22 protein-coding genes are annotated in these 26,399 nt (G+C 64.8%); 9 read left to right on the top strand and 13 right to left on the bottom strand.

Annotated elements, in window-relative coordinates:
• Positions 1-85 precede the first annotated feature (85 nt).
• Positions 86-1,045, top strand: a complete 960-nt coding sequence (locus ACODS5_RS03615; protein ID WP_489107926.1) for a glutathione S-transferase family protein — start codon at positions 86-88, stop codon at positions 1,043-1,045.
• A 33-nt stretch (positions 1,046-1,078) separates the two neighbouring features.
• On the opposite strand, the gene cysG is transcribed toward ACODS5_RS03615, so the two are convergent.
• The 7 genes from cysG to ACODS5_RS03580 form a co-directional block, all read right to left on the bottom strand.
• Positions 1,079-2,470 (bottom strand): siroheme synthase CysG, encoded by a 1,392-nt coding sequence (gene cysG, locus ACODS5_RS03610; RefSeq protein WP_134692787.1) that lies wholly within the window; start codon positions 2,468-2,470, stop codon positions 1,079-1,081.
• The gene (serS, locus tag ACODS5_RS03605; RefSeq protein WP_134692786.1) at positions 2,471-3,751 is read right to left on the bottom strand and encodes a serine--tRNA ligase; all 1,281 of its coding nucleotides are present in this window, start codon (positions 3,749-3,751) and stop codon (positions 2,471-2,473) included. It abuts the gene before it with no gap.
• Between the two features lie 30 nt (positions 3,752-3,781).
• Entirely contained in the window at positions 3,782-4,156 is a 375-nt protein-coding gene (gene crcB, locus ACODS5_RS03600) for a fluoride efflux transporter CrcB (RefSeq protein ID WP_134692785.1), read from the bottom strand.
• The gene (locus ACODS5_RS03595) at positions 4,153-5,478 is read right to left on the bottom strand and encodes a replication-associated recombination protein A (protein WP_134692784.1); all 1,326 of its coding nucleotides are present in this window, start codon (positions 5,476-5,478) and stop codon (positions 4,153-4,155) included. The genes crcB and ACODS5_RS03595 overlap by 4 nt, the downstream gene beginning before the upstream one ends.
• Before the next feature lie 12 nt (positions 5,479-5,490).
• Positions 5,491-6,114 carry an outer membrane lipoprotein periplasmic chaperone LolA gene (gene lolA / locus ACODS5_RS03590; protein ID WP_134692783.1) on the bottom strand — a complete coding sequence of 208 codons (624 nt, stop codon included), beginning with the start codon at positions 6,112-6,114 and terminating at the stop codon, positions 5,491-5,493.
• 62 nt (positions 6,115-6,176) lie between these two features.
• Positions 6,177-8,597: a DNA translocase FtsK gene (ftsK, locus tag ACODS5_RS03585; protein ID WP_134692782.1), complete on the bottom strand. Its 2,421-nt coding sequence runs from the start codon at positions 8,595-8,597 to the stop codon at positions 6,177-6,179.
• Between the two features lie 461 nt (positions 8,598-9,058).
• Positions 9,059-11,281: a TonB-dependent siderophore receptor gene (locus tag ACODS5_RS03580; RefSeq protein ID WP_489107925.1), complete on the bottom strand. Its 2,223-nt coding sequence runs from the start codon at positions 11,279-11,281 to the stop codon at positions 9,059-9,061.
• 311 nt (positions 11,282-11,592) lie between these two features.
• Here ACODS5_RS03580 and ACODS5_RS03575 point away from each other — a divergent pair, with 311 nt between their 5' ends.
• The gene (locus tag ACODS5_RS03575) at positions 11,593-12,597 is read left to right on the top strand and encodes a TerC family protein (RefSeq protein ID WP_134692781.1); all 1,005 of its coding nucleotides are present in this window, start codon (positions 11,593-11,595) and stop codon (positions 12,595-12,597) included.
• A 62-nt stretch (positions 12,598-12,659) separates the two neighbouring features.
• Here the strand turns inward: ACODS5_RS03575 and ACODS5_RS03570 are convergent, their stop codons facing one another.
• The 5 genes from ACODS5_RS03570 to ACODS5_RS03550 form a co-directional block, all read right to left on the bottom strand.
• A complete protein-coding gene (locus ACODS5_RS03570; RefSeq protein ID WP_489107924.1) occupies positions 12,660-13,541 on the bottom strand; it encodes a DMT family transporter in 882 nt (293 codons plus the stop codon).
• Positions 13,542-13,758: 217 nt separating this feature from the next.
• Positions 13,759-15,858, bottom strand: coding sequence for a sensor domain-containing protein (locus tag ACODS5_RS03565; protein WP_134692779.1), 2,100 nt, complete (start codon positions 15,856-15,858; stop codon positions 13,759-13,761).
• Positions 15,859-15,955: 97 nt separating this feature from the next.
• On the bottom strand, positions 15,956-16,456 hold the full coding sequence (locus tag ACODS5_RS03560; RefSeq protein ID WP_134692778.1) for a GNAT family N-acetyltransferase: 501 nt from the start codon (positions 16,454-16,456) through the stop codon (positions 15,956-15,958).
• A 112-nt stretch (positions 16,457-16,568) separates the two neighbouring features.
• The gene (locus ACODS5_RS03555) at positions 16,569-16,985 is read right to left on the bottom strand and encodes a RidA family protein (RefSeq protein WP_134692777.1); all 417 of its coding nucleotides are present in this window, start codon (positions 16,983-16,985) and stop codon (positions 16,569-16,571) included.
• 68 nt (positions 16,986-17,053) lie between these two features.
• The gene (locus ACODS5_RS03550; protein ID WP_489107923.1) at positions 17,054-17,266 is read right to left on the bottom strand and encodes a PLDc N-terminal domain-containing protein; all 213 of its coding nucleotides are present in this window, start codon (positions 17,264-17,266) and stop codon (positions 17,054-17,056) included.
• A gap of 128 nt (positions 17,267-17,394) precedes the next feature.
• On the opposite strand from ACODS5_RS03550, the gene ACODS5_RS03545 reads away from it, so the two are divergent.
• The gene (locus tag ACODS5_RS03545; protein ID WP_489107922.1) at positions 17,395-18,147 is read left to right on the top strand and encodes an SIR2 family NAD-dependent protein deacylase; all 753 of its coding nucleotides are present in this window, start codon (positions 17,395-17,397) and stop codon (positions 18,145-18,147) included.
• Positions 18,148-18,193: 46 nt separating this feature from the next.
• Here the strand turns inward: ACODS5_RS03545 and ACODS5_RS03540 are convergent, their stop codons facing one another.
• A complete protein-coding gene (locus ACODS5_RS03540; protein ID WP_489107921.1) occupies positions 18,194-18,658 on the bottom strand; it encodes an FAD/FMN-containing dehydrogenase in 465 nt (154 codons plus the stop codon).
• 123 nt (positions 18,659-18,781) lie between these two features.
• Between ACODS5_RS03540 and ACODS5_RS03535 the strand changes: the two genes are divergently transcribed.
• The 6 genes from ACODS5_RS03535 (at position 18,782) to purB (ending at position 26,348) form a co-directional block, all read left to right on the top strand.
• Complete coding sequence (locus tag ACODS5_RS03535) at positions 18,782-19,789, top strand: GlxA family transcriptional regulator (protein ID WP_489107920.1); 1,008 nt, start codon at positions 18,782-18,784, stop codon at positions 19,787-19,789.
• 341 nt (positions 19,790-20,130) lie between these two features.
• Complete coding sequence (locus ACODS5_RS03530) at positions 20,131-22,356, top strand: NADP-dependent isocitrate dehydrogenase (RefSeq protein WP_134692772.1); 2,226 nt, start codon at positions 20,131-20,133, stop codon at positions 22,354-22,356.
• A gap of 133 nt (positions 22,357-22,489) precedes the next feature.
• Complete coding sequence (locus tag ACODS5_RS03525; protein WP_134692771.1) at positions 22,490-22,930, top strand: NUDIX hydrolase; 441 nt, start codon at positions 22,490-22,492, stop codon at positions 22,928-22,930.
• Positions 22,931-22,989: 59 nt separating this feature from the next.
• The gene (gene mnmA, locus ACODS5_RS03520; RefSeq protein ID WP_134692770.1) at positions 22,990-24,114 is read left to right on the top strand and encodes a tRNA 2-thiouridine(34) synthase MnmA; all 1,125 of its coding nucleotides are present in this window, start codon (positions 22,990-22,992) and stop codon (positions 24,112-24,114) included.
• Entirely contained in the window at positions 24,111-24,737 is a 627-nt protein-coding gene (gene hflD / locus ACODS5_RS03515; protein WP_489107919.1) for a high frequency lysogenization protein HflD, read from the top strand. The genes mnmA and hflD overlap by 4 nt, the downstream gene beginning before the upstream one ends.
• A 240-nt stretch (positions 24,738-24,977) precedes the next feature.
• The gene (purB, locus tag ACODS5_RS03510) at positions 24,978-26,348 is read left to right on the top strand and encodes an adenylosuccinate lyase (RefSeq protein ID WP_134692768.1); all 1,371 of its coding nucleotides are present in this window, start codon (positions 24,978-24,980) and stop codon (positions 26,346-26,348) included.
• The last annotated feature ends 51 nt before the right edge of the window (positions 26,349-26,399 follow it).

Below are 26,399 nucleotides of genomic sequence, written 5' to 3'. Positions count from 1 at the left end.
TAGCGGCATTCTTTGCGCTATTTATTCGAACGCTTTGCTCTAGACTGGGCTCCAACGACAAACACTGTGTTTCGAGGAGCTCGACATGGGCCTTTTGATCGATGGGCGCTGGCATGACCAGTGGTACCAGACCAGCAAGGACGGCGCTTTCCAGCGCGAGAGCGCGCAGCGCCGCAACCCATTGCCCGCCGCCGAGGCCGGCCGCTACCACCTGTATGTTTCGCTGGCCTGCCCCTGGGCCCACCGCACCCTGATCCTGCGGGTCATCAAGGGCCTGGAGCCGCTGATCGACGTGTCGGTGGTCAGCTGGTTGATGGGCGAGCACGGCTGGACCTTCGACCAGCAAGAAGGCTCCAGCGGCGATCACCTCGACGCCCTGCAGTACCTGCACCAGCGCTACACCCAGGACGACCCGCATTACACTGGGCGCGTGACCGTGCCGGTGCTGTGGGACAAGCAGCAAAAGCGCATCGTCAACAACGAGTCGGCCGAGATCATCCGCATCTTCAACACAGCGTTCAACGAACTCACCGGCAACACCCTGGACCTGTACCCAGAGCCACTGCGCGCCACCATCGACGCGCTTAACGAACGCATCTATCCGGCAGTGAACAACGGCGTGTACCGCGCAGGCTTCGCCACCTCGCAAGACGCCTATGAAAAGGCCTTCGATGAGGTATTCAACGAGCTGGATCAGTTGGAAGCGCTACTGCATAACCAACGGTACCTGGCCGGTGAATACCTGACCGAGGCCGATGTGCGGCTGTTTACCACCCTGGTGCGCTTCGATGCGGTGTACCACGGGCACTTCAAGTGCAACCTGCGGCGCCTGGCGGACTATCCGAACCTGTCGAACTGGCTGCGCGAGCTGTACCAGTGGCCGGGCGTGGCGGGCACGGTGAACATGGAGCATATCCAGAAGCACTATTACCTGAGCCACAAGACCATCAATCCGAACGGTATCGTGCCCAAGGGGCCGCTGCAGGACTTTGGCCTGGCGCATGACCGGGAGCGGTTATCGGGCAGAGGGATCTGGCAGGGTTGAGATTGCCGGGGCTGCTTCGCAGCCCCGGCGATTTCAGCTGTTTTGCGCCCCTTCAAACCACGCCAGCTTGTCACGCAACTGCACCACCTCCCCGACGATCACCAAGGTCGGCGCATGCACTTCATGGCGCGCCACCAACTCGGGCAGGTCGGCCAGGGTACCGGTGAACACCCGCTGGTTGCGTGTGGTGCCCTGCTGCACCAGCGCTGCCGGCGTACTGGCGGCTCGCCCATGGCGAATCAGCTCGGCGCAGATGGTCGGCAACCCCACCAGCCCCATGTAGAACACCAAGGTCTGGGCCGGCGCCACCAGGTCATGCCAAGGCAAGTTGCTGGTACCGTCCTTCAGATGGCCAGTGACGAAACGCACCGACTGGGCATAGTCACGGTGGGTCAGGGGAATCCCGCCATAGGCGGAGCAACCGCTGGCCGCGGTGATGCCGGGCACTACCTGGAACGGAATGCCCTGCTCGGCCAGCTCCTCGATCTCCTCGCCACCACGACCGAAGATGAACGGATCGCCACCCTTGAGGCGCAGCACGCGCTTGCCCTGTCGAGCCAGGTCCACCAGCAGGCGGTTGATCTGGTCCTGGGGCACGGCATGGTCGGCGCGGCGCTTGCCAACATAGATACGCTCGGCGTCACGCCGGCACATCTCGATGATGGCCGGGGCCACCAAGCGGTCGTACAGCACCACGTCGGCCTGCTGCATCAGGCGTAGGGCGCGGAAGGTCAGCAGGTCCGGATCGCCCGGGCCGGCACCCACCAGGTACACCTCGCCGCCTTGCTGCACCGGCGCGCCATCGACCATCGCCTGCAACAGGCGCTCGGCCTCGCCGCCCTGCCCGGCCAGCTGACGCTCGGCGATCGGGCCCTGGAACACCTGCTCCCAGAAGCCGCGGCGCTGGTTTACGTCCGGGTACAAGACCTTGACCTTGTCGCGAAAACGCGCAGCCAGCCCGGCCAGCTCGCCGTAAGCCGACGGAATCCAGGCCTCCAGCTTGGCGCGGATCAAGCGCGCCAGCACCGGCGCGTCGCCGCCGCTGGACACCGCCACCACCAGGGGCGAACGGTCGACGATGGCCGGGAAGATCACCGTGCACAAGGCCGGTGCGTCCACCACGTTGACCGGCAGGCTGCGCGCCTGGGCGTGGGCCGAGACCTGGGCATTGAGCCCAGCGTCGTCGGTGGCCGCGATCACCAGGCGGCATCCCTCGAGGTCCGCCGCCTGGTAACCACGCACCAGGACCTCACCGCCGCCCTCACGGGCCAGCGCGGCCAACTGGCCGTCGACGTCCGGCGCCACCACCCGCAGCGCGGCACCGGCATCGGCCAGCAGGCGTGCCTTGCGCAAGGCGATCTCGCCGCCGCCGACGACCAGTACCCGGCCCCCCTGCAGCTTGTGGAACAGCGGCAGGTAATCCATTTAGCGGATGACCTCGACACCACCCATGTAGGGTTTGAGCACGTCCGGCACACGGATCGAGCCGTCGGCCTGCTGGTAGTTTTCCAACACTGCCACCAGGGTACGGCCCACGGCCAGGCCGGAACCGTTGAGGGTGTGCACCAGTTCCGGCTTGCCGGTTTCCGGGTTGCGCCAGCGCGCCTGCATGCGACGCGCCTGGAAGTCGCCGCAGTTGGAGCAGGAACTGATCTCGCGGTATTTGTCCTGGCTCGGCACCCAGACTTCCAGGTCGAACGTCTTCACCGCGCCAAAGCCCATGTCACCGGTGCACAAGGCAAGCACGCGGTATGGCAGTTCCAGCAGTTGCAGCACGCGCTCGGCGTTGGCAGTCATGCCGTCCAACGCTTCCATGGACTTGCTCGGCTCCACCACCTGCACCATCTCGACCTTGTCGAACTGGTGCTGGCGAATCATGCCGCGGGTATCGCGTCCCGACGCACCGGCTTCGCTGCGGAAGCACGGGGAATGGGCGACGAACTTCACTGGCAGTTGCTTGGCGTCGAGGATCTCGCCAGACACCAGGTTGGTCAGCGACACTTCGGAGGTAGGGATCAGGTAGAAATCGGCCTCGCCTTCACGGCTGATCTTGAACAGGTCTTCCTCGAACTTCGGCAGCTGACCGGTGCCCATCAGGGCCGGCGCTTGCACCAGGTAAGGCGTGTAGGCCTCTTCATAGCCATGCTCGCCGGTATGCAGGTTGATCATGAACTGCGCCAGGGCCCGGTGCAGACGGGCAATCGGCCCGCGCAGCACGGCAAAGCGCGCACCCGACATCTTGGCCGCAGCCTCGAAGTCCAAGCCACCGCTGATCTCGCCCAGGGCGACGTGGTCCTTGATCTCGAAGTCGAAGCTGCGCGGCGTGCCCCAGCGGCGCACCTCGACGTTGTCGTCCTCATTGGCGCCGACCGGCACGCTGGCGTCCGGCAGGTTGGGGATGGTCAGCAGGATGGCGTCCAGCTCGGCCTGGATGGCGTCCAGCTCGCTCTTGCCTGCGGCCAGTTCATTGGCCATGCGCTCGACGTCAGCCATCAGTGGAGCGATGTCCTCGCCCTTGGCCTTGGCCTGGCCGATGGACTTGGAACGGGCGTTACGCTCGGCCTGCAGTTGCTCGGTACGGGTCTGCACCGCCTTGCGCCGCTCTTCCAGTGATTCGATGCGCGCGACATCCAGGCTGAAGCCACGGGAGGCCAGGCGATCCGCCACTTCCTGAAGTTGGCCGCGTAACAGTTTGGAATCGAGCATATCGTTCTCTCGTTATAGGTAGGTGTTGGTTCAGAATCGGGTCAGGGCAAGGCCGGCCCAGGTCGCGAGCAGGCCGCCCACCACGCTGATAATGGTATAGCCCAAGGCCAGCGGAAGCTGCCCGCTTTCCATCAGGCGCACGGTATCGAGCGAGAAGGAGGAAAAAGTGGTCAGGCCGCCCAGAAAGCCCACCATCAGCCCGGCGCGCAGTTCGACCGGCGCCAGGGGCTTGTGCAGGAACAGTCCGTACAGCAGGCCGATCAACAGGCAGCCCACCAGGTTGACCGCCAGCGTACCGGCATAGAAGTGCCGTGGCCAGTGGGCGGCGACCCAGTTGGCGGTGGCGAAGCGCAACAAGGTGCCGGCGATGCCACCGGCACTGACCGCAGCGATGAGTACGATCACGGCTTTCTCCGCTGGCGGGGGCTGTTGCGGTCGAGCTCGGCCAGGTGGCGCAGCTTCTCGCCGATCTTCAGTTCCAGGCCTCGCGGCACCGGCTGGTAATACTGGCGCGGCTCGAGCTGGTCAGGGAAATAGTCTTCACCGGCGGCATAGGCGTCAGGTTCATCGTGGGCATAGCGGTACTCGTCGCCATAACCCAGCTGTTTCATCAGCTTGGTCGGCGCGTTACGCAGGTGCAGCGGCACTTCCAGCGAGCCGTGCTCGGCGGCTTCGCGCAGGGCAGTCTTGAAGCCCATGTACACCGCGTTGCTCTTCGGCGCGCAGGCCAGGTAGGTGATGGCCTGGGCCACCGCCAGCTCTCCCTCCGGGCTGCCCAGGCGCTCTTGCACGTCCCACGCCGCCAGGCACAGGCTGAGTGCGCGCGGGTCGGCGTTGCCGATGTCTTCGCTGGCCATGCGCACCACGCGCCGGGCGATGTACAGCGGGTCGCAGCCGCCGTCGAGCATGCGCGCGAACCAGTACAGCGCGCCATCGGGGTTGGAGCCGCGCACCGACTTGTGCAGTGCGGAGATCTGGTCGTAGAACGCCTCGCCGCCCTTGTCGAAACGGCGACGGCTGTCGCCGAGCAGGCTTTGCAGCATCTGCACGTCGATCTCGCTGCCGTCCTCGGCCAGGTCGGAGGCGTTTTCGAGGAAGTTGAGCATGCGCCGGCCGTCGCCGTCGGCGGCGGCCATGAGCATCTTGAAGGCTTCGTCGCCCACCCGCAGGTTGCGCTTGCCCAGGCCCCGCTCCTCGCTGAGCGCGCGGTTGACCAGCTTGCGCAGCGCCGCCTCGTCCAGGCTCTTGAGCACGTAGACACGTGCCCGCGACAGCAGCGCGTTGTTCAGCTCGAACGAGGGGTTTTCGGTGGTGGCGCCGATGAACAGCAACGTGCCGTCCTCCACATAGGGCAGGAAGGCATCCTGTTGCGACTTGTTGAAGCGGTGCACCTCGTCGACGAACAGGATGGTACGCCTGCCGTACTGGCCGGCCTGCTGCTTGGCCACCTCGACCGCCTGGCGAATCTCCTTGACCCCGGCCAGCACCGCCGACACCGTCTCGAAATGCGCATCGCAGAACTGCGCCAGCAACCGCGCCAGGGTGGTCTTACCCACCCCGGGCGGGCCCCAGAAGATCATCGAGTGCAGCGCGCCCTGCTCCAGCGCCTCGCGCAGCGGCTTGCCACGCGCCAGCAGGTGCTCCTGGCCGACGTACTCGTCCAGGTTGGACGGGCGCAGGCGGGCGGCCAGGGGCTGGGCGACAGGTTCGCTACGAAACAGGTCCATCACAGGCTCCGCTTACTCCTTGATGACGTCCGCGCCCTTGGGGATGTCGAACTTGAACTTGCTGTCCGGCACCGCCTGGTTGGCCTTGACGCCATTGAACAGGATGTTGGTGCGCTGGCCGACGCTGTCGATCAGCTGCATGTCATTGATCAACCCCCGGCGGAACGACACGCGCAGCGAGTCGAACAGGGTGTCCTTGGTCTTGGGTTTCAAGGTGAAGTCCATGACCTCGCCCTGCTCCTTGGAGGTGATGTCGAAGCTCTGGCTGATCTTCGAGACATCACCGGACAGCAGCAGCGCCGGGGTCTGGTTCAGGCGCTGGTCGAGCTTCTTGATGGTGGCTTGTTCCAGGTCCGGGTCCCACAGGGTGACATTCTTGCCGTCGGACACCACCACCTGCTCCTGAGGCGCATCGGTGTGCCAGTAGAACAGGCCCGGGCGCTTGACGGTCATCTTGCCATTGGCTTCCTGCAGACTGGTGCCGCTGGCGTCCAGGGTCAGCTGGGAGAAGTTGGCCTCGATGGTCTGCGACTTTTCCAGCAACTGGGTCAGGCGTTGCACGTCCTGTTCGCCGGCCTGGGCCGACAGGCTGGCCGCGGCCAGGGCAGAAACCAACAGCATGCGAATCGCGCGCATGGGAGTCCTCATTGAGCATTGAATAGGCCGGGTGCCACCGTTGGCACCCGGCGAGGTGATCATCAATCGCGCGGGCCGCCCGGGGCAATCACTTCCCGCGAGCCGTTGCTGTTCATCGGCGTGACCACGCCGGCCATCTCCATCGCCTCGATCATCCGCGCGGCGCGGTTGTAGCCAATCTTCAGCTTGCGCTGCACCGCCGAAATCGACGCGCGACGGCTCTCGAGCACGAACTGGACGGCTTCATCATACAAAGCGTCGCTCTCGGAATCCTCGCCATCGCCGCCGCCACCGCCGCCACCATCGAAGCCGCTGCCGGCCTCCTCGACGCCGTTGAGGATGTCGTCGTTGTAGTCCGGCGCGCCACGCAGCTTCCACGCCTCGACCGTACGGTGCACCTCGTCGTCGGAGACGAAGGCGCCATGCACGCGGATCGGCAGGCTGGTGCCCGGCGGCATGTACAGCATGTCACCGTGGCCCAGCAGCTGTTCGGCGCCGCCCTGGTCGATGATGGTCCGCGAGTCGATCTTGCTCGACACCTGGAACGCCATGCGGGTCGGGATGTTGGCCTTGATCAGGCCGGTGATCACGTCCACCGACGGGCGCTGGGTGGCGAGGATCAGGTGGATACCGGCGGCACGGGCCTTCTGCGCGATACGGGCGATCAGCTCTTCGACCTTCTTGCCGACGATCATCATCATGTCGGCGAATTCGTCGACCACCACCACGATGGTCGGCAGGGTCTTGAGCGCCGGTGGCTCGTCGTCCATGCTCTCGCGGCGATACAGCGGGTCGTGGATGACCTCGCCGGCTTCCTGGGCATCCTTGATCTTGCGGTTGAAGCCCGCCAGGTTGCGCACGCCCATGGCCGCCATCAGCTTGTAGCGGCGCTCCATCTCGGCGACGCTCCAGCGCAGGGCGTTGGCGGCGTCCTTCATGTCGGTGACCACCGGGCACAGCAGGTGCGGGATGCCTTCGTAGATCGACAGTTCGAGCATTTTCGGGTCGATCATGATCAGCCGCGCGTCTTCCGGGCCCGACTTGAACAGGATCGACAGGATCATCGCGTTGACGCCCACCGACTTACCGGAACCGGTGGTACCGGCCACCAGCAGGTGCGGCATCTTCGCCAGGTCGGTGATCACCGGCTTGCCGCCGATGTCGTGACCCAGGGCCAGGGTCACTGGTGACTTGTTCTCGTCGAACTGCGGCGACGACAGCACTTCGGAGAAACGCACCATCTGGCGGTTTTCGTTGGGGATCTCGATGCCCACGGTGGTCTTGCCGGGGATGACCTCGACCACCCGCACGCTGGTCACCGCCAGCGAACGCGCCAGGTCCTTGGCCAGGTTGGCGATGCGGCTGACCTTGACCCCGGCCGCCGGCTGGATTTCGTAGCGGGTGATGACCGGGCCCGGGTGGATCGAGTCCACCGAGACTTCGACGCCGAATTCCTTCAGTTTGATTTCCAGCAGGTGGCCGACCGCGGCCAGGGATTCTGGCGAGTACTCGACCTTTTTCTGTTCGGCCGGGTCGAGGATGGAGATAGACGGCAGGGTGCCCTCGACGGCGCTGTCGACGAACAGCGGCGCTTGCTTCTCCTTCATCACCCGCTTGCTCGGCTCCGGGGCCTTGACCGCTGGCGTCGGGATGTTGATCACCGGGGCCGGCTGCTGTTCACGCTGGGCAATGTGCTTGGTCAGCGCCTCGTCGCGCTCGATGATGCGCTCGCGGGCCTTGACCTGCTCGCGCTTGTCCGCGACCACCGGGGCGACCACTTCGTCGACCTGGTCGTCCACTTCGCGCAGTTGCGCCACCAGGCGCTTGCGTTCGTTGCGCGCCTCCCACCAGCGGTTGGCGGCGCTCTGCACCAGCTCGAACAGATCAAGGGTGATCTTGCCGGTGACATCCATCACCTTGAACCAGGACAGGTCGGTGAACACGGTCAGGCCGAACAGGAACAGGGCGATGAACATCAGCGTGCTGCCCTGCACGTTCAGCAGGTTGCGCGCCAGGTCGCCCAGGCTCTCGCCCAGGGCGCCCCCGGCGGAGAACGGCAGGCTCGCCGACGGATGGAAGTGGATATGCGCCAGCGCCGCGCCCGACAGTACCAGGAACACCAAACCGATCAGGCGCCAGGAGAACAGCCAGCCGCTCCACTGCCAGGGCTGGTGGCGCTCACGGAAGATCTGCCAGGTCTTGATCGCCAGCAGCAGCGGGAAGATGTAAGCAAAGTAGCCGAGGACCATGAACAGGATGTCGGCGAAATACGCGCCGGCGCGGCCAGCGGCGTTCTGCACCTGGTCGGCGTTGCTGGTATGGCTGAAGCCCGGGTCGGACGTGTCGTAGGTCAGCAGGGCCATCCACAGGTACAGGCACAGCGCACCGACGGCGATCAGCGCACCTTCCTTGAGTCGGTAGTGCAGCTGCTGCCGCCACAGGGGCACGGGCAAGGGAGCTGGAGTTGCGGTGGATTTCTTCAAAACGCGTCTATTCCTGCGCGTGCTGCGCGTCCAATAGTGATCGGCCGGTCGCTGGCCAATGAACCACTACTTTTAACATTACTGCCCGCCAGCCGCCATGACGGTACGTCATGCGGGGCTCAAGTGGGGGCTGATTTCACATGCCTGCAATTTGAGCATGCATTTTCTTTTGTGACAAAGGCTTATGCTGTGTTTTTGCACAGGTATGACAGCAATTGTGCCAGATGGTGCCGACGGGAGGATGAAAGCGCTGGGAAATTGACAAGTGGGAGGCCAGGCGCCCTGGCCTTGCTGTTGCCTACAGGTTGTGCGGTTACAGAGAGTTCAGAACCCGCCCTTTCCGACCGGTCCGACACCTCGGCAAGGCCGCCCCAGGACGGCGCGGTCTCTGTAGGAGCGGCCTTGTGTCGCGAAAGGGTCGCAAAGCGACCCCGGCAAGCCCAAGTTGAAACGGCTGGGGCTCAGAACGTGTAACGGGTGGTCAGCATGAAATTGCGTGGGTCACCGTAATACCCGCCGTTATAGAAGCCCAGGTTGTTGAAATACCGCTTATCGGTGAGGTTGTTGCCGTTGAGCGATACCGAAAGCTGCTCGCTCACCTGGTAGCGAGCCATGGCATCCAGGGTCAGGTAGCTCGCCTGGGTGTAGCGATCGGTCTGGCCTGGCAACGGGCTGCTGATGTCCTTCCAGATCTTGCTCTGCCAGTTGGCCGCCCCGCCCACGGTGAGCTTGCTCCAGGCACCCGACAGACGATAGGTGCTGGACAGGCGCAACAGGTTCTCCGGCTCGATGGTGGAGATCTTGTCACCCTCGCCATCGCGGGTGATGCGGTGGGTAAAGCCGCCCTGCACATGCCAGTCGGCCGTCAGCTCGCCAGCCAGCTCCAACTCGAAACCGCGGCTCTTGGCGCCCTTGATCGAACGGTAGACGCCACGGTTGCTGGTCGGGTCGGTGCGCACGAACTCCGCCAGGTTGTCCTGGCGCACCTCAAACACCGCAAGGCTGGCATTCAGCCGCCCATCGAAGAACTCACCTTTGAGGCCCAATTCGTAGGCATCGCCCTCCTCCGGCTCGATCATCTTGCCGCTGGCGTCCTGCTGGCTTTCATGGGGCTTGAAGATGCTGGTATAGCTGGCGTAAACCGACCAGCTGGGGTCCAGGTCGTAGACCACCCCGGCATAGGGCACCACCACGCCGTTCTCTTCCAGGCTCTGGGTCTTGCGCCGCTGGCCGCTGGCGGTGTCGAACCGCGAACCGTCCAACTGCCAGTTGGACAGCCGGCCACCGATGATCAGCGCCAAGTCGTCGCTCGGCTTGAAGCGCCCGGTGAGATACGCCGCATCCTCTTGCACGCGGGTATTGACCTTGGCACTGCGCGCGCCCCACTCAGGCTCGGGATAATCGCCCCGCCATTGATAGATGTTGGCTTTGCCGAAACGCATCGGCCAGTGGTCCTCGTGGGTGCGCAGGTCACGGTGCGAGATACCCGCCACCAGCTCGTGCTCGCGCCCCAGCATCTGCAAGGGCCCGCTGGCGTAAAGGTCGTAGGTGCTCTGGTTGGTCTGGTAGTGATAGCGACCCAGCCATACGGTGATACCGTCGCCGGTCAGCGGATCAGGGTAACCATTGGTGGCCGAGCCCAGGCGCATGGGCGAGTCGTTTTCACTGCGCGTGACCGAAGCCTTGAGCGTCCAGTCGTGGGCCAGGCGTTGCTCGAGGGTGAGGAACAGGTTGTCCGCGGTGTTATCCCACTGGCTCCACTTGGCTCCTGGGTTATACGAGCGCGACATGCGAAAGCGATTGCCATTGCTGTCCAACAACGGCGTCGAAGGCCCCCACGAGGTGGCCTCGGGGCGGTTGCTCTGGCGGCTCAGGCCGACGCTGAGCAAGGTGTCGTCGCTCAGGTCGAACTCGACGATACCGTAGAGCACCTGCTTCTTGTCGGCTAGGTTGTCCATGAACGAGTGGCCATCCTCATGGGCCACGACCAAACGCCCGCGTACATTGCCAGCGCCGGTCAACGGCCCGCCGATGTCGAACTCGCCACGGTAGCTGTCCCAGCTGCCGGCGCCCAACGATACATAACCGGACAACGCATGGGTCGGTCGCTTGCGCACCAGGTTGACCGTGGCGGCCGGGCTGCCGAAGCCACTGAGCAGCCCGGTGGCGCCCCTGAGCACCTCGACCCGATCGAAGATGACCATGTCGGTACGGTCAACGCCATTGGAGAAGCGAAAAGCACTGGGAATGCCGTCGACCTGGAAGTTGTCGATCTCGAAGCCACGTACCCGAAAGCTGGTGCGATTGCTGTCGAGCTTGCTCACCGTGACGCCCGGCGTCTTGCCCAGCGCCTTGGCGATGTCGGTCAGGTTCTGGTCGTCCATCTGCTGACGGCTGATCACGCTCACCGACTGCGGCGTCTGCCGGGGCGACAGGGCCATGCGCGTGGCCGTGCGGGTAGCACCGGTCGTGTAGGAGCCGCTGCCCTCGGTGATCTCGCCCAGCGTCGTGGCGGTGATGGCAGTGGCGCCCAGCTCGAATGGCTTGGCCTCATCTGCCCAGGCCAGGCCGGTGCTGGCGGCCAGGCTGCTCGCCAGCATGGCCAATGCCACCGGGTGGCGTTGGCGGACGGTGATGGCATTCCCTGCCGCGTTGGTCGTGCTCGAAAGTGGCGGTTGCTGCACGTTGTACGTTCCCTGCTGATTCAAGAGTGAAGCTAATCACCGACGGTTGTGTGGTTGTGAGGTAGTGCGCCAGTTGGCACGCCCGTTCTGCTGACGGTTGCAGCGCATGCTAGGGTTGTTACGAAGACTTTACAATCGCTAATGATTCGCAATTTACTTTTTAACGCAAAAAACTGTAACACCTCGCCATTCGGCAACCCTGGCATTCACGGCTAGGCTCAAGCCCATGTGATACCGGGCCCCTCTGACGGCACGCGCCGCCATGTCGGAATCACTGTTGCCATGCAACGTCGACATTCAAGGAGGGGCTCATGACAGCTCTGCAGACATTCCTCTTCACGCCGTTTCTCGGCACCAGCACCTGGTTGTGGCTAGTGTTCATCGTCATCGTCGTGGGCTTGCTGGTCCTGGACCTTGGCGTGCTGCACCGCCAGGACCGCGAAATCGAAATGCGCGAGAGCCTGCTGCTGTATGCCGGTTACTTCAGTGTCGGCGTGCTGTTCGGGGTGTGGGTATGGTTCGAGCTGGGCGCACAGCCGGCGCTGGAGTTCTACACCGGGTTCCTGGTCGAACAGTCGCTGTCGATGGACAACGTGTTCGTCATGGCGATGATCTTCAGCTTCTTCGCAATCCCCCGCCGCTACCAGCACCGCGTGCTGTTCTGGGGCATCCTCGGGGTGGTGGTGCTGCGGGCAATCATGATCGGCGTCGGCGCGGCGCTGGTGCAGCACTTTGCCTGGGTGCTATATATCTTCGGCGCCTTCCTGCTGTTCACCGGGGTCAAGATGGCGCTGAGCAAGGACGATAGCCATCCGGACCTGGCCAACAACCCGGTGCTGCGTTTCGTGCGCCGGCACATACGCGTCACCGACCAGCTGCATGGTCGCCACTTCTTCGTGCGCCTGGCCCCACCCGGCACGGACCAAGCTGTCCGTTACGCCACGCCGCTGTTCCTGGCGCTGGTGCTGATCGAGCTGGCCGACCTGGTGTTCGCCGTCGACAGCGTGCCGGCGATTTTCGCCATCACCCAGGACCCATTCATCGTCTACACCTCGAACATCTTCGCCATCCTTGGTCTGCGCTCGCTGTATTTCGCCCTGGCGGCGCTGATGCACCGGTTCGTCTACCTCAAGTACGCGCTGGCCATGGTGTTGATCTTCATCGGCTGCAAGATTTTCTGGCATGGACTGGTGGGCAAGGTGCCGGCGGGGGTGTCACTGGGGGTGACGTTCGGCCTGTTGCTGGGTGGGGTGCTGCTGTCGTTGTTGCGCACCCGGGACAAGAAGTCGAATCACATCGACGCCGATCAAACCTAGCCGGCCAGCTTGGTGGATGGCAACGGCGTTGCCGGTGTTCGCCGGCAAGCCGGCGCTACGCCCTAGGAGCGAGCCCGCTGCATCCAGGCCGCCCCCAGCCCGCTCAGGCAGATGATCGCGATGCCGGCCAGGCTCACCTTGTCCGGTGCCTGGCCGAACACCAGCAGCCCCAGCAACCCGGCAAACACGATCTGGCAGTAGCTGAACGGTGCCAAAAGCGCCGGCGCCGCATGCCGGAATGCCTGGGTCAGCAGCAGGTGCGCGGTCATCCCGCAGCCCCCCAGCGCCAGCATGAATGGCACATCGGACCACTGCGGGGTCTGCCAGAAGAACGGCACCAGTGCCGTCATGACCAAGGTGTTGCACAACCCCGCATAGAAATTGCTGGTGGTCGGCGCGTCATGGACCGCCAGCTTGCGCGTGAGCAACTGGTAGAAACAGAACACCAGCGCCGAGCCGAAGGGGAACAGGATCGCCGGGGTGAACATCGCACCGCCTGGGTGCACCACCACCAGCACGCCGATGAAGCCCATCACCACCAGCAGCCACTGCGCCGTGGTCACCCGCTCCTTGAGCAGCGGCACCGACAGCGCGGTGACCAACACCGGCGTCAGGAAGTTGACCGCGGTCGCCTCGGCCAGCGGCAGGTACTGCAAGCCGGCGGTGAACAGCAAGCTGGTGCCGAGCAGGCTCAAGGCGCGCAAGGTCTGCAGCAACGGCCGCCGGGTGCGTAGCACGGCAAGGCCCGCCTTGGGCAGGAAGATCCCGGCCATCAACAGGGTATGCACCAGGTAACGCGCCCAGACCACCATGATGATCGGGTAGATGCCGCCCAGGAACTTGGACAGCCCGTCATGGCTGGCAAACAGGAACGTCGCCACCACCACCAGGGCGATACCGCGCAGCGGTTGGTTGATTCCGGACAGCGGCGTGCTGGAACTCATGGGCCCCTCGGGCAAGCGCCCAAGCCAGACGCCTGGGCATGCGCGGATTCTAGAAGAGATGCAGCGCGCTGAACATTGCCGACCCGGCTTTTTGTTCCAACCGGTACATTTTCTGCCCCATCGGCGATCACGCCGTCCTTCGGACCACGCCGACGCGCAGCGGGCTTGCCCGGCCAAGCAACGGGCAAGGCCAGGATTGTTCCAGGAGGGCCAGCCCCTACAAGGCCGTGGCGATCTGCTTGAGGCGTTCGCTTGCCGGCGCCGGGCGCCCGTACAGATACCCCTGGAAGTGCGAGCACCCCTCGGCCAGCAACCGTTCCATCTGCTCCGCCGACTCTACCCCCTCGGCCGTAGTCTTGATCATCAGGCTATTGGACAGCTCGGTGATCGCGCGGACGATCGACATCGCCTCGCGGCTTTCACACATGTCGTGGATGAACGATTTGTCGATCTTGATCCGATCGAACGGGAACGAGCGCAAGTAACCAAGCGAGGAATAACCGGTACCGAAGTCGTCGAGCGAAATCGACACGCCCAGATCCTTCAGCGCACGCAGCGTGGCCACGTTCTCTTCGCTGTTGCCCAGCAGTACCGACTCGGTGATCTCCAGCTCCAGCCGGCTGGCTGGCAGGCCTGAATCGGCCAGGGCCAAGGCCACGCTGTGGACCAGGTTGGCATTCTTGAACTGCACCGGCGAGAGATTGACCGACACGGTCTGCGTCGTGCCCCAGCTGGCCGCCTCCTGGCAGGCCAGGTTCAGCGCGCGGGCACCGATCTCGTGGATCAGCCCGGTTTCCTCGGCAATAGGGATGAAGTCCAGCGGCATGATCATCCCCCGCGCCGGGTGCTCCCAGCGCAACAATGCCTCGTAGCCGGTCACGCTGTGGTTTTGCTGGTCGACCACTGGCTGGTAGTGCAGCTGCAACTGCCCCAGGTGCAAGGCCGTGCGCAGGTCGGTCTCGACCAGACGGCGCTGGCGGGCGGCGACATCAAGTTCGACATGGAAGCACTCGTAACGGTTGCGACCATTACGCTTGGCCTCGTACAGCGCCATGTCGGCGTAGCCGAGCAACTGCTCGGCCTGGTCATGATCGTGCGGCGCGATGGCAACCCCAATGCTTATCCCGACACTGAACTGGTGCCCGTCGATTTGGAACGGCGGGCAGATCGCTTCGATCAGACGCTGTGCGGTATTGCATGCGGCATCGCGGGTTTCCAACCCCGACAGCACCACGGCGAACTCGTCGCCGCCCAACCGCGCCAGGGTGTCGTGCTCGCGCAGTTCGCGGCGCAGGCGCTTGCCCAGCGTGCGCAGCAGCTTGTCGCCGAAGGCGTGGCCCTGGGTATCGTTGATGTTCTTGAAATTGTCCAGGTCCAAGCACAGGGTGGCGGTCAAGGTGCCGCTGTGCTCGCCACGCAGCAGCGCCTGCTTGAGGCGCTCGTTGAACAGGGTGCGGTTGGGCAGGCCGGTCAGGGCATCGTGGTGGGCCATGTGATGGATCTGCGCATGGGCCGCCAGTTCCTCGGTGGCATCCTCGGCAACGAACAACACATAGTCACCCTGCCCCTCGCGGTTCTGGCAGCGCATGGCGCGGCTGCGCAGGGTGCGCGGGCCACAGGCGCTAATGACCCGCGTCTCGGCCTGGTAGCCTTTGGCGCTGCGCGCGCCCCGCGCCAGTTGCTGCTCCAGGTAGCGGGCCGCCGCCGGGGCCAGGCACTGCGCCGGTAGCTGGCCGACCATGCTCGCGCCCTGGCCGCCGAACAGGCGCTCGGCCTGCTGGTTGGCCAGCAGGATCTGCTGGCTTTGCAGGTCCTGGACGATGACGCTGGCGGGGATGTTGGCGATCACCGAATCGAGGAACTGCGACAAGCTGGTCATTTCCTGGCTGTACTGTTCGGCGAGCTCCTTGGCCTTGAGCAACTCCAGTTCATTGCGTCGACGCTCGGAAATATCGCGGGTGATCTTGGCAAAGCCGATCACCTGGCCGCTGGCCTCGTCCTTGATCGGCTCGATCACCACGCTGGTCCAGAACTGCGAACCGTCCTTGCGCTGGCGCAGGCCCTCGGCCTGGAAGCGCCCCTCGGCCCGGGCCGTGGCCAGGCTCAGCGCGGGCAACCCGGCGTCACGGTCCTGGGCGGTATAGAACACCGAGAAGTGCTGGCCGACTATCTCCTCGGCGCTGTAGCCCTTGGCCCGCTGCGCGCCGGGGTTCCAGTTGGCGACGATGCCGTCCGGGGTGAGCAGGTAGATGGCGTAGTCCGCCACGCTCTGGATCAACAGCCGGTACATCATGTCGGAACTGGGGGCGAGCGGCATGGGCTTTACCTGACCTGCGGGTGCACAAGATGCTGGCATTATGCCGCGCGACGGACAGGTTTTGTGAAGCCTGTCACATTATTCGCCGCCAAGCGACTCAGTGCAGACGTTGGGTCACCCAGTAGTTGCGCAACTGCGGCTCATCATCCAGGGCGATTTCCCGTACCGGACGCGGCAGGTCAGCCAGCACTGCCTGGCAGAACGCCAAGGCCGGCGCGTCCTCGGCATGGCAACGCAGCAGCCAGTCGTGCGGGCCTTCGCTGAGGAACTGCCGTGCCACCGCCAGCCCCACGCCCAGGCGCCGGTATTTTTTGAGCACGAATAAGTCGGCCAGCTCGAGGGCATCGACCCCCGGCAGCTCGCTACGCTCGACCAGCACGAAGCCGGCGATGAAACCGTCGACCAGGATCAGGTTGGCGCTCCAGTCTGTCGCCTGCCAATAGCGCTGGAAATGGGGCTCGTGAATATAGAAGCGGCCGTCCGCCTCGATGTCCTCCTGCTCCCAATCGGAGGACTCGTAGGCGTAGAACTGGTAGAGGTTACGCACCAGGCCGGCGTGTTCGGGGCCGGTCTGGAGCAGCTCGATGGGCACGGCCATGGATAACGCTCGGCGAAGGAAAGAACCGCGATTCTACCGGGTATCGGCAAGATTGCGTGCCGCGGTGCTCGCCAGCAAGCCGGCTCATACAGCATTAGCGAACCGCCGGCCGCTACGGGACCAACGCGGCCACGGCGTCTATTTCCACCAGCATGCCGTCCAGCGCCAAGCGCGGCACCGGGATCAGCGTGCAGGTCGGGGCCATCCGCCCACCCCAGGCACGCTCGGCTTCGGCCGCCCACTGGCGCAGGCGCGCTTCGGAGTGATCCACCACCAGCAAGGTCAACTTGCATACGTGCTGCAACGTCGCGCCCCGCGACGCCAGGGCGATCTTCAGGTTGGCCAGGGCCTGGCGCGCCTGCTCGTCGAAACGGCTCGACAGCCGTCCTTGCAGGTCTTCGCCACCCTGCCCGGCGATATACAGCAACCGGCTGCCGGCCTGGACCTCGGCGACATGGGAATAGGCGTTGGCGCCAGGGTCGTACAACCCCTGCGGGTTGGACAGGACAAAGGCACTGGACAGGGTCATGGCATCGCTCCATCAAAGGCAAGAGCGGCCGAGTATCAGACCTGGACTTAACTCGAGGTCAAGCCCGATCATTTCTCCTCCAGCACTACCCGGCCCTTGACCGCTCGCGGCCCGCGCCAAGCCCAGAATAGCAGGCCGGGGAACGGCGCGTAGACGACGAACACCACCCACAGCATCTTGCGCTCGGCGCGACGATCGCTGCCAATGATGTGCCAGATGGCCCAGATCTCCAGGAGGATGACCAGCAGCGCGACGACGAACCAGATCGTTCCGATTTCCATGAGTTTCTCCCGTTGGCATGTAGCACGTTGGGTTGCCTGCGTTGCCCAGGGTTCAGTCGGATCTTGTGCCGCACCAGTCGCCTTGGCAAAGTGGGTGACCGCTCTGCCCCGCCTGTCGGAGACCCTGCATGCCTTTTCACCCGACGCTGCTCGCCCAGGCCCGCCATGTGCTGGTGTTCACCGGTGCCGGCGTGTCCGCGGAAAGTGGCATCGCCACCTTTCGCGACAAACTCAGCGGCTTGTGGGAACGCTTCGACCCGGTGCGACTGGCCAGCGCCGAAGGTTTTCGCGCCGACCCGGCGCTGGTCTGGGGCTGGTATGAAATGCGCCGCGCCGGCATCGCCGAGGCCCGGCCCAACCCGGCGCACCGGGCCATTGCCGAACTGGCGACACGGGTGCCGCGGCTGACCCTGGTTACCCAGAACGTCGATGACCTGCATGAGCGCGCCGGCAGCCGCGACGTGCTGCACCTACACGGTCGGCTGGATGCCTTTCGCTGCTTCGATTGCGCCAAACCCGTGCGCAACATGCCGGCGCCGAATGAGAACGCAGGCGAAGGCCGGCGCATCGAGCCCCCACGCTGCGCCTACTGCGCCGGCCCATTGCGTCCCGGCGTGATGTGGTTCGGCGAAGCGTTGCCAGCGCGCACGCTGGAACGAGCCTTCGCCGCCGCCGAGCATTGCGACCTGGTGCTGTCGGTGGGAACCTCCGGCCTGGTGCAACCGGCGGCGTCGATTCCTCGAGTGGCGCTGGCGGCCGGCGCCACCGTGGTGCATGTCAATCCGCAGCCGGCGCTGACCGGACACCCCAGGGAATTCGCCCTCGCCGGAACAGCGGCCGAGGTGTTGCCCGCATTGCTCCAGGCTGCATGGCCCCTCTAGGCGCCAGCTTGCTGGCGAAGCAAGCACCGCAGGCCTGGCACGGCTGCTACCGAAACCGTTCCAGCGCCGCACCCAGCGCCTGCGCGTCACTGAACGCCCGTTGCGCCACCAGCTTGCCGTGGTCCAGGGTCAGCCACTGCACCTGTCCCGCGGCCCCGGCATAGCGGCTGGCTACCCTGCCCTCGCGATCGAGCATCACCCGGTAGGAGTAGTCACGCATCGCCGGCACCGCGAACAGCTTGCTGATCAATGCCGGCATGCGCTGGATATCGGCGACGAACACCGCCTGGCGGGCTTCCAGGTAGCCCTTCGGGCGTTCGGCCAAGGCCGCCTTGACCAAGCGCGCGCCGTCCATGTCACGGGCCACTAGCAGCACGCGGGTTTCCGGGTTCAGGCTGTACGGCTTGTCATACTGGTCGAGCAGGGTCCAGGGCGCCAGCCTATCGCCCGGCTCAAGGGCGTGGGCCAGCAGCGGCAGCAGGCTGAACAACAGGGCGATGGCGTATTTCATGAGGATCCGGACCCCGGTAACGACACAAGACCGCCAGCATAGCCCAAAGCGCCGTCCACCCTGTTGTCTTTCCCTCCCAGCCGACGCACACTCAGCCGCGCCAGCCCGCCAGCGGAGTCCGCCGTGCCCACGCCACGCCAGTTCAGCAAGAAGACCAGCACCAGCAACATGCTGCGGCTCAAGCCCGCCGAGGCTGGCGCGCAGCGCCCCTACCGGGTCGATTTCGTCCTGCTCGAACACTTCTCCATGGCCAGTTTTACCGTGGCCATGGACGTGCTGGTCACCGCCAACCTGCTGCGCGCCGACAGTTTCGCCTACACCCCGCTTTCGCCGAGCGGCGACCGAGTGCTCAGCGACCTGGGCCTGGAACTGATCGCCACCCCGCTGCAACCGCGCATGCTGGCAGAACTGGACATGCTGGTGATCTGCGGCGGCCTGCGCACCCCGTTGAAGTACCCCGGCCTCGACCGCCTGCTGGCCGACTGCGTCGCCCAGGGCATGACCCTAGGCGGGCTGTGGAACGGCGCCTGGTTCCTCGGCCGTGCCGGGGCCCTCGACGACTATGGTTGCAGCGTGCACCCCGAGCAGCGCGCCAGCCTCGCCGAAATCAGCCCGCAGGCGCGCATCACCCCGGCCAGTTTCACCCTCGACCGCGACCGCCTCACCGCCGCCAGCCCCAACGGCGCCATGGAGCTGATGCTTGGCCTGGTGCGCCGCCTGCATGGCGACGCCCTGGCCGAGGGCGTGGAGGAAATCCTCTCGTTCTCCGGCGCGCGCTACCGCCAGGTCGGCCCTGGGGCGAAGAAGTCCATGAGCCTGCACCTGCGCACCATCGTCGAGCTGATGGAGAACAACCTCGAGGAAACCCTCAGCCTCGACCAGCTGGCCGCTTACTCCGGACGCTCCCGGCGGCAGATCGACCGGCTGTTCCAGGCCCAGCTCGGCTCCTCGCCGCGACGCTACTACATGGAGCTGCGCATCACCAAGAGCCGGCGCCTGCTGCAGTATTCGGACCTGTCGGTGATGGAGGTGGCGGTGGCCTGCGGCTTCGTCTCGGTGTCGCACTTCAGCAAGTGCTACGCGGCGTATTTCGGCTATCCGCCATCACGCGAGCAGCGCCTGGGCGAGTGAGCCTCGCACCTGCGTCATTGCGCCACATTGCGCCTACGTCTTTGGTCTTATAAATGCGCTGATACCACTTCGCCTTGCTGATTAGCCCAAAGGGTTTGATATACTGCGCCGCGACCGTAGGGTCATCGGGGCGAACCCTTGGAAAATGCGGCTCGCCCTTGGCCAAGCATGGCCACGAAGCCTGGATTGTTACCGCAGCCCAGCACTTGACGCTCGACTGATGCATCCACCATCACCGCTCGCAGCCTCTCGACTTTCCGCTCATGGCGTCGCCAGGGCGAAGCGCCTACCCTGCGCACCTCGAGACTCGAGTACGCTCAGCACATAGAGAGTTAACCCGCATGCCCACCCGTTCCAAGATCATCTACACCTTCACCGACGAAGCCCCCGCCCTCGCCACCTACTCGCTGCTGCCGATCGTCGAAGCCTTCACCGCTTGCGCCGACATCGCCGTCGAAACCCGCGATATCTCCCTGGCCGGTCGTATCCTCGCGGCCTTCCCGGAGCAACTGGGCAGCGAGAAGCAGGTAGCCGATCACCTGGCGGAACTGGGCCAACTGGCCACCACCCCTGAAGCCAACATCATCAAGCTGCCGAACATTTCCGCATCGGTCCCGCAGTTGAAGGCGGCGATCAAGGAACTTCAGGCCAAGGGCTTCAACATCCCCGACTACGCCGACGAGCCAGCCAGCGCCGAAGAGAAAGAATCCCGCGCCCGCTACGATCGCATCAAGGGCTCGGCGGTAAACCCAGTGCTGCGCGAAGGCAACTCCGACCGCCGCGCGCCACTGTCGGTCAAGAACTACGCCCGCAAGCACCCGCACAAGATGGGCGCCTGGGCCGCCGACTCCAAGTCGCACGTTGCCCACATGACCCAGGGCGACTTCTACGGCAGCGAAAAAGCCGCGCTGATCGAGGCTGACGACAGCCTGCGCATCGAGCTGGTCGGCAAGGATGGTTCCACCACCGTCCTGAAAGAAAAGACCTCGGTAAAAGCCGCCGAAGTCATCGACTGCGCCACCATGAGCCGCAAGGCCCTGAAAGCCTTCATCGCCGAGCAGATCGCCGATGCCAAGGCCAGCGGCGTGCTGCTGTCGGTACACCTGAAAGCCACCATGATGAAGGTTTCCGACCCGATCATGTTCGGCGTGATCGTCGAGGAGTTCTACAACGACGTGCTGGCCAAGCACGCCGCTGCCCTGGCCGAAGTAGGCTTCAACGCCAACAACGGCATTGGCGACCTGTACGCCCGCATCAAGGACCTGCCTGCTGAAAAGCAAGCCGAGATCGAAGCCGACATCCAGGCCCTGTACGCCGTTCGCCCGGCCCTGGCCATGGTCAACTCCGACAAGGGCATCACCAACCTGCACGTGCCGAGCGACGTCATCGTCGACGCCTCGATGCCAGCCATGATTCGTGACTCGGGCAAGATGTGGAACACCGCCGGCGAGCTGCAAGACGCCAAGGCCGTGATCCCGGACCGTTGCTACGCCGGCATCTACCAGGCCACCATCGAAGACTGCAAGGCCAACGGCGCCTTCGACCCGACCACCATGGGCAGCGTGCCGAACGTCGGCCTGATGGCGCAGAAGGCCGAAGAGTACGGCTCCCACGACAAGACCTTCCAGGTCAAGACCGACGGCGTCGTGCGCGTGGTCGACGGCAAGGGCAAGGTCCTGCTGGAGCAGAACGTCGAAGCCGGTGACATCTTCCGCATGTGCCAGACCAAGGACGCGCCGATCCAGGATTGGGTCAAGCTGGCTGTCAACCGCGCCCGCCTGAGCAACACCCCGGCGGTGTTCTGGCTGGACCCGGCGCGCGCCCATGACGGCGTGATGATCGAGAAGGTGCAGACCTACCTGAAGGATCACGACACCGCCGGCCTGGACATCCGCATCCTGGCCCCGGTCGACGCCATCAAGTTCTCCCTGGCGCGCATCCGCGAAGGCAAGGACACTATCTCGGTGACCGGTAACGTGCTGCGCGACTACCTGACCGACCTGTTCCCGATCATGGAGCTGGGCACCAGCGCCAAGATGCTGTCGATCGTGCCGCTGATGAACGGCGGTGGCCTGTTCGAGACCGGCGCCGGCGGTTCGGCACCCAAGCACGTGCAGCAGCTGGTTGAAGAGAACTTCCTGCGTTGGGACTCGCTGGGTGAATTCCTGGCCCTGGCCGCTTCCCTGGAACACCTGGGCAACACCTACGACAACCCGCGCGCCAAGGTCCTGGCCAACACCCTGGACCAGGCCACCGGCAAGTTCCTCGACACCAACAAGTCGCCTTCGCGCAAGGTCGGCGGTATCGACAACCGTGGCAGCCACTTCTACCTGACCCTGTACTGGGCAGAGGCACTGGCCGCGCAGACCGACGACGCCGCCCTGCAGGCGCGCTTCGCGCCGCTGGCCAAGGCCCTGAGCGACAACGAGGCGACCATCGTCGCCGAGCTGGCCGCCGTCCAGGGCAAGCCGGCCGACATCGGTGGCTACTACGCCCCGGATGCCGAGCTGACCGCCAAGGTGATGCGCCCAAGCCAGACCCTTAACAGCGCCATTGCCGCGCTGTAAGGTTCGCTTGAAGTAACAGCACAAACCCCGGCCACGCACCGGGGTTTGTGCTTTCTGAAGCGCAGAAACGGTCCCTTGTAGGAGCGGCCTTGTGCCGCTCCTACAAGGCCCGCGCCAACCATAGGAATCGCATATGACCTGGCAACCCCACATCACCGTCGCCACCATCGTCGAACACGAAGGCAAGTTCCTCTTCGTCGAGGAGTTCAAGGCCGGCCAGCACGTCTTCAACCAGCCCGCCGGCCACCTGGAACCCAACGAGACCCTACCCCAGGCCGCCCTGCGCGAGACCCTCGAGGAAACCGCCTGGGAAGTCGAACTCACCGGGGTGGTCGGCATCTACCTGTACACCGCCCCCAGCAACGGCATCACCTACCAGCGCATCTGCTTCGCCGCCCGCCCGTTGCGCCAGCATGCCGACCTGGCCCTGGACAGCGACATCGTCCGCGCCGTATGGCTGAGCCGCGACGAACTGCTGGCCGAGCCGTCGCGCTGGCGCAGCGAACTGGTGCCACGCTGCCTGGACGACTACCTCAAAGGCCCGCTGCACAGCCTCGAACTGCTGCGCGACTGACGCCAGCCCGCGGGTTTGATAGAATCGGCGTTTTTCCCCTCTGATACACATCGGTAGCCATGACCAGCCCAGCACTCAAAGACCCCGCCAAGACCCGCGTCATCGTCGGCATGTCCGGCGGCGTGGACTCTTCCGTCTCCGCCCTTCTGCTCATGGAGCAGGGCTACCAGGTGGAAGGTCTGTTCATGAAGAACTGGGAAGAGGACGACGGCACCGAATACTGCACCGCCCGCGAAGACCTGGCCGACGCCCAGGCCGTGTGCGACCGCATCGGCATCAAGCTGCACACCGCCAATTTCGCCGCCGAATACTGGGACAACGTGTTCGAGCACTTCCTCGAGGAATACAAGGCCGGGCGCACGCCGAACCCGGACATCCTCTGCAACCGCGAAATCAAGTTCAAGGCGTTCCTCGACTACGCCCTGTCCCTGGGCGCCGACCTGATCGCCACCGGCCACTACGTGCGCCGCCGCGACACTGGCGCGCTCACCGAGCTGCTCAAGGGCCTGGACCCGAACAAGGACCAGAGCTATTTCCTGCACGCCGTGGGCGGTACGGAAATCGCCCGTACCCTGTTCCCGGTCGGCGAGCTGGAGAAGCCCGAGGTCCGTGCCATCGCCGAGAAACATGGCCTGGCCACCGCGAAGAAGAAGGATTCCACCGGCATCTGCTTCATTGGCGAGCGCCGCTTCAGCGACTTCCTCAAGCAGTACCTGCCGGCCCAGCCGGGCAATATCGAAACCACCGACGGTGAAGTCATCGGCCGCCACCATGGCCTGATGTACCACACCATCGGCCAGCGCCAGGGCCTGGGCATCGGCGGCCTGAAGGACGCCAGCGACGAGCCGTGGTACGTGCTGCACAAAGACCTGACCCGTAACGTGCTGGTGGTCGGCCAGGGCAACGAGCACCCGTGGCTGTTCTCCCGCGCCCTGCTGGCCTCGGAGATCTTCTGGGTCAACCCCATCGACCTTTCCAACCCGCGCCGCCTCACGGCCAAGGTACGCTACCGCCAGGGTGACCAGCAGTGCACCCTGGAGCGCACCGGGCATGGCTACCGGGCGGTGTTCGACGAGCCACAGCGCGCCGTCACCCCCGGGCAGTCGGTGGTGTTCTACGACGGTGAAGTGTGCCTGGGCGGCGGCGTGATCGAGACCGCCGAGCCGTGGAGCCCACGCGCATGAGCAACCTGCAGGAGCAGCTGATCGCCCTTGGCGGCGTGTTCCAGGCCGCGGTGCTGGTCGACCGCATCGCCCGCACCGGCCAGGCCAGCGAGGCCAACATCGGCTGCATGCTCGGCAGCCTGCTGGTGGTCGACCCCAAGAACACCCTTGAGGTATTCGGCGGCGACGACCTCAACCTGCGCGACGGCTACCGCGCGCTGGTCGGCGCCCTGGAGCGCGACCCCAGCAGCTTGCAGCGCGAGCCACTGCGCTACGCCCTGTCGATGCTCGGCCTGGAACGCCAGCTGAACAAGCGCGGCGACATGCTCGGCACCATCGGCAACCGCCTGCCACAGATCCAGTCCCAGGCTGAGCATTTCGGCCTGGTTCATGAAAACGTCATCGCTTCCAGCGGAGCCTTGTACCAGGACACCCTGAGCACCCTGCGCCAACGCATCCAGGTGCATGGCGACATGCGCTTCCTGCAGCAGCCGAGCAACGCCTCGAAGATCCGCGCCCTGCTGCTGGCCGGCATCCGCGCCGCGCGCCTGTGGCGCCAGCTGGGCGGGCACCGCTGGCAGCTGGTGTTCAGCCGGCGCAAGCTGCTCACTGAGCTGTACGGCATGACGCGTACCAACGATTGAAACAGCGCCCTGTGTAGGAGCGGCCTTGTGTCGCGAAAGGGCTGCGCAGCAGCCCCGGCAATCATGAGCCAGGCTCGAGACCCTGGGGCCGCGATGCGGCCCTTTCGCGACACAAGGCCGCTCCTACAGGGGATCGCAACATGATTGATAGGCCCGACCTTTGGTCAGCCACCCGACCCCGGCGCGTTTTTCATGTATGATATGCGCCCTTCCAAAAGCCTGACTGTCCGAGAACACCCCATGCAGCTCTCCTCGCTCACTGCGGTTTCCCCTGTAGACGGCCGTTACGCCGGCAAAACCCAGGCCCTGCGCCCCATCTTCAGCGAATTCGGCCTGATCCGTTTCCGCGCCCTGGTCGAAGTACGCTGGCTGCAGCGCCTGGCCGCCCACCCGCAGATCGGCGAAGTGCCGGCGTTTTCCGCCGAAGCCAACGCCCTGCTGGACAGCCTGGCCACCGATTTCAAGCTCGAGCACGCCGAACGCGTCAAAGAGATCGAACGCACCACCAACCACGACGTCAAGGCCATCGAGTACCTGCTCAAGGAGCAGGCCGCGCAGTTGCCTGAGTTGGCCAAGGTCAGCGAGTTCATCCACTTCGCCTGCACCAGCGAGGACATCAACAACCTGTCCCACGCCCTGATGCTGCGCGCCGGCCGTGACGAAGTGCTGCTGCCGCTGATGCGTCAGATCGCCGAAGCGATCCGCACCCTGGCCCACACCCACGCCGCCGTGCCGATGCTGTCGCGCACCCACGGCCAGCCAGCCTCGCCGACCACCCTGGGCAAGGAACTGGCCAACGTCGTCTACCGCCTGGAACGCCAGATCGCGCAAGTGGCCGCCGTGCCACTGCTGGGCAAGATCAACGGCGCCGTGGGCAACTACAACGCCCACCTGTCGGCCTACTCGCAGATCGACTGGGAAGCCAACGCCCGCGCCTTCATCGAGGACGAGCTGGGTCTGCAGTTCAACCCCTACACCACCCAAATCGAGCCGCACGACTACATTGCCGAGCTGTTCGACGCCATCGCCCGCTTCAACACCATCCTCATCGACTTCGACCGCGACGTCTGGGGCTACATCTCGCTGGGCTACTTCAAGCAGAAGACCGTTGCCGGCGAAATCGGCTCCTCGACCATGCCGCACAAGGTCAACCCGATCGACTTCGAGAACTCCGAAGGCAACCTGGGTATCGCCAACGCGCTGTTCCAGCACCTGGCCAGCAAGCTGCCGATCTCGCGCTGGCAGCGTGACCTGACCGACTCCACCGTGCTGCGCAACCTGGGCGTGGGCTTCGCCCACAGCGTCATCGCCTACGAAGCCAGCCTCAAGGGCATCGGCAAGCTGGAAGTCAACGAAGCCCGTATCGCCGCCGACCTGGATGCCTGCTGGGAAGTCCTGGCCGAGCCGATCCAGACCGTGATGCGCCGCTTCAACATCGAGAACCCCTACGAGAAGCTCAAGGAGCTGACCCGTGGCAAGGGCATCACCCCTGAAGCGCTGCTGACCTTCATCGACGGCCTGGACATGCCGGCCGAAGCCAAGGCCGAGCTCAAGCAACTGACCCCGGCGACCTACATCGGCAACGCCGCGGCCCAGGCCAAACGCATCTAAGCTGACCGTCGCGTACAACGCCCGGCCTGGCCGGGCGTTTTTATTCCCGTA

This window comes from Pseudomonas sp. FG47, assembly GCF_057809115.1.
This window is presented reverse-complemented; position numbering and strand designations above follow the sequence as displayed.

Excerpts from the sequence above, each read along its gene's own strand:
- ACODS5_RS03615 (WP_489107926.1), top strand. The coding sequence starts at position 86 with ATGGGCCTTTTGATCGATGGGCGCTGGCATGACCAGTGGTACCAGACC.
- cysG (WP_134692787.1), bottom strand. The coding sequence starts at position 2,470 with ATGGATTACCTGCCGCTGTTCCACAAGCTGCAGGGGGGCCGGGTACTG.
- serS (WP_134692786.1), bottom strand. The coding sequence starts at position 3,751 with ATGCTCGATTCCAAACTGTTACGCGGCCAACTTCAGGAAGTGGCGGAT.
- ACODS5_RS03595 (WP_134692784.1), bottom strand. The coding sequence starts at position 5,478 with ATGGACCTGTTTCGTAGCGAACCTGTCGCCCAGCCCCTGGCCGCCCGC.
- lolA (WP_134692783.1), bottom strand. The coding sequence starts at position 6,114 with ATGCGCGCGATTCGCATGCTGTTGGTTTCTGCCCTGGCCGCGGCCAGC.
- ACODS5_RS03575 (WP_134692781.1), top strand. The coding sequence starts at position 11,593 with ATGACAGCTCTGCAGACATTCCTCTTCACGCCGTTTCTCGGCACCAGC.
- ACODS5_RS03570 (WP_489107924.1), bottom strand. The coding sequence starts at position 13,541 with ATGAGTTCCAGCACGCCGCTGTCCGGAATCAACCAACCGCTGCGCGGT.
- ACODS5_RS03565 (WP_134692779.1), bottom strand. The coding sequence starts at position 15,858 with ATGCCGCTCGCCCCCAGTTCCGACATGATGTACCGGCTGTTGATCCAG.
- ACODS5_RS03560 (WP_134692778.1), bottom strand. The coding sequence starts at position 16,456 with ATGGCCGTGCCCATCGAGCTGCTCCAGACCGGCCCCGAACACGCCGGC.
- ACODS5_RS03555 (WP_134692777.1), bottom strand. The coding sequence starts at position 16,985 with ATGACCCTGTCCAGTGCCTTTGTCCTGTCCAACCCGCAGGGGTTGTAC.
- ACODS5_RS03550 (WP_489107923.1), bottom strand. The coding sequence starts at position 17,266 with ATGGAAATCGGAACGATCTGGTTCGTCGTCGCGCTGCTGGTCATCCTC.
- ACODS5_RS03545 (WP_489107922.1), top strand. The coding sequence starts at position 17,395 with ATGCCTTTTCACCCGACGCTGCTCGCCCAGGCCCGCCATGTGCTGGTG.
- ACODS5_RS03540 (WP_489107921.1), bottom strand. The coding sequence starts at position 18,658 with ATGAAATACGCCATCGCCCTGTTGTTCAGCCTGCTGCCGCTGCTGGCC.
- ACODS5_RS03530 (WP_134692772.1), top strand. The coding sequence starts at position 20,131 with ATGCCCACCCGTTCCAAGATCATCTACACCTTCACCGACGAAGCCCCC.
- ACODS5_RS03525 (WP_134692771.1), top strand. The coding sequence starts at position 22,490 with ATGACCTGGCAACCCCACATCACCGTCGCCACCATCGTCGAACACGAA.
- mnmA (WP_134692770.1), top strand. The coding sequence starts at position 22,990 with ATGACCAGCCCAGCACTCAAAGACCCCGCCAAGACCCGCGTCATCGTC.
- hflD (WP_489107919.1), top strand. The coding sequence starts at position 24,111 with ATGAGCAACCTGCAGGAGCAGCTGATCGCCCTTGGCGGCGTGTTCCAG.
- purB (WP_134692768.1), top strand. The coding sequence starts at position 24,978 with ATGCAGCTCTCCTCGCTCACTGCGGTTTCCCCTGTAGACGGCCGTTAC.